Source organism: Micromonospora sp. NPDC051924 (assembly GCF_055586005.1).
Window position 1 is genome coordinate 1 of sequence record NZ_JBVJJA010000110.1, and the last position, 1837, is coordinate 1837.

General features: G+C 66.6%; 3 protein-coding genes. 1 reads left to right on the plus strand and 2 read right to left on the minus strand.

From position 1 onward, the window contains the following. Nucleotides 1-451: 451 nt before the first annotated feature. Both ACZ6S5_RS34825 and ACZ6S5_RS34830 read right to left on the minus strand, forming a co-directional pair. Nucleotides 452-790, minus strand: coding sequence for a trypsin-like serine protease (locus ACZ6S5_RS34825; RefSeq protein ID WP_466006542.1), 339 nt, complete (start codon nt 788-790; stop codon nt 452-454). After that, complete coding sequence (locus ACZ6S5_RS34830) at nt 791-1216, minus strand: hypothetical protein (RefSeq protein WP_466006540.1); 426 nt, start codon at nt 1214-1216, stop codon at nt 791-793. A gap of 10 nt (nt 1217-1226) precedes the next feature. On the opposite strand from ACZ6S5_RS34830, the gene ACZ6S5_RS34835 reads away from it, so the two are divergent. After that, nucleotides 1227-1837, plus strand: a 611-nt coding sequence (locus tag ACZ6S5_RS34835) for a hypothetical protein (protein WP_466006541.1), incomplete at its 3' end; no start/stop codon positions are given.

A 1837-nucleotide genomic window follows, 5' to 3' on the forward strand; every position in this document is an offset into this window, starting at 1 on the left:
AACAGCGTCCGCTCGGGATGGGTCGGCATCTGAACGTCGAGGCTGGGTGCCGCGGCGACCGCGGCGCGAAAGGCGGTCGACCGTTCGTCAATGAGCCGCAGCTGATCAGGAAACGTCAAAATCTTTTGCACTCCGGCTTTCTACCAGTGTGCTCCAACAACCGGACAACGATTTTCGCAGCCGACGCGGCAGGCGCCGCAGCACCGGGGCGCCAGGGTTCCACCTGCCGTGACCTGCACCGTCCCGATGAAAAAGGCTCATGGTTGGGCGCCAGCCGGTTGTCGACGTTGTTGGGCGATGACCGCGTGCTCGGTGTGTGCTCCACCGGTTGGAGCAACGGCGGGTCAAAGCAGTGGGCGCGGTTGGGCAGTCCTGGGCACTCGCGGCTAACCGCTGGCAGGCACCCTAGGGCCTCGCGCCCTCGCAGCTCAGGGGATAGAGCATCGGTTTCCTAAGACGCTGCTCGATCCACGCCCGCAGGTCGATGACCTGCATCCCGCCTGCTTCTACCTTGCGATTGCCAATCGTTGCAGGTAGAAGCTGTGCTCGTCAGCGATACGCCAGCGGGCTGGCTGCAGGAGTCGTTTGGCCCTTTTCGCGCGTTGCCCTGCCGGACCTGAATCGCGACGGCCTCGTCCATGAGTTGGTCGTGCCCGGCGATGACCCGGGTCGTACCGGCCCCGACCACGGTGCAGTGCGCCGCCGTCAGCACCGTGTTGGGGGCGATGACAGTGCCGGTGCACCAGCCGACGCCGGCATTGTTGTCCGGGTAGGTGACGACGCCGACGATTCACGGGTACTGCGAGGCGCTGACGGTGCTGCCGCCGACGATCCTCGGGTTCGCGCCGGTGGTCGTCGACTGGAATAGCGGACCTTCTGACCTGAGGTGGGCGGGGTGAACGTCCCCGTCCGGAATTGCGGCAGCTTGCTCGACCCGGTCGGCCTGGGCGCTCGCCTCGTACGTTCCGCCGGCCAGCGCGGCCAGCGCGGCCTGACCGGCCGTGCCGGGCGCGGCGGCCGCCGAGATCCGATCGATGCTCGTATTGACGAATGTATATTGGTGGTTGGGCTGAAAAAGTATCTCCCATATAGAGCTGTGTGTATCTCGTCTTGAGATCTTTACCCATCGTGTCTGCCTGTAGACCGGAGGGTGACGGGTGAAGAAGAGAGCGCGGGGGCCCCTGATCGGGGGTCTGGCGTTGGCCTTGGTGGCCACGTTGGGCGGGATGGAGGTCCTACCGGACCGGAGTCCCGACCACACTGACAAGACGGCGAGCGCCAAGGACGATGAGCGAGGGTTCCTGTCCCGCCTTGGTGATGCCGCGCGCGGCCTGGTGGACGGCGGGCCGGGTCGGGCGAAGCCTGAGGTGATCAGCGCTGGGCTGTTCCGGGACGAGAAGCGCCTCGTTGGCCGGAAGTGGCCGCCGCAGAAGCGGGTCAAGGAGTTGACCGGCAAGCGGACCGAGAACGCCAGGGTCTATCAGCTGTCGGACGGGCGGTTGCAGGCGGAGATCTCGGCGGTGCCGTTGCATTACCAGGACGGCAAGGGCGACTGGCAGCCGATTGACACCACGGTCCGCCCGGCGAACGAGCGCGGGTACGTGCAGGGCAACCGGACGAACTCGTTCACCAGCCTGTTCGGCGGCAGCTCGGACGAGCTGGTGCGGTTCGAGCGGGATGGCCGGAGCATCGAGTTGGGCCTGGCGGGCGCCGCCAGGGGTGTGACGCCGAAGGTGTCCGGCTCGACGGTGACGTATCCGGGTGTGGCCGGTGGCGCGGACGTGGTCTACGACGTGACCAGCACCGCGTTGAAGGAGAAGATCGTCCTGCGGCAGGC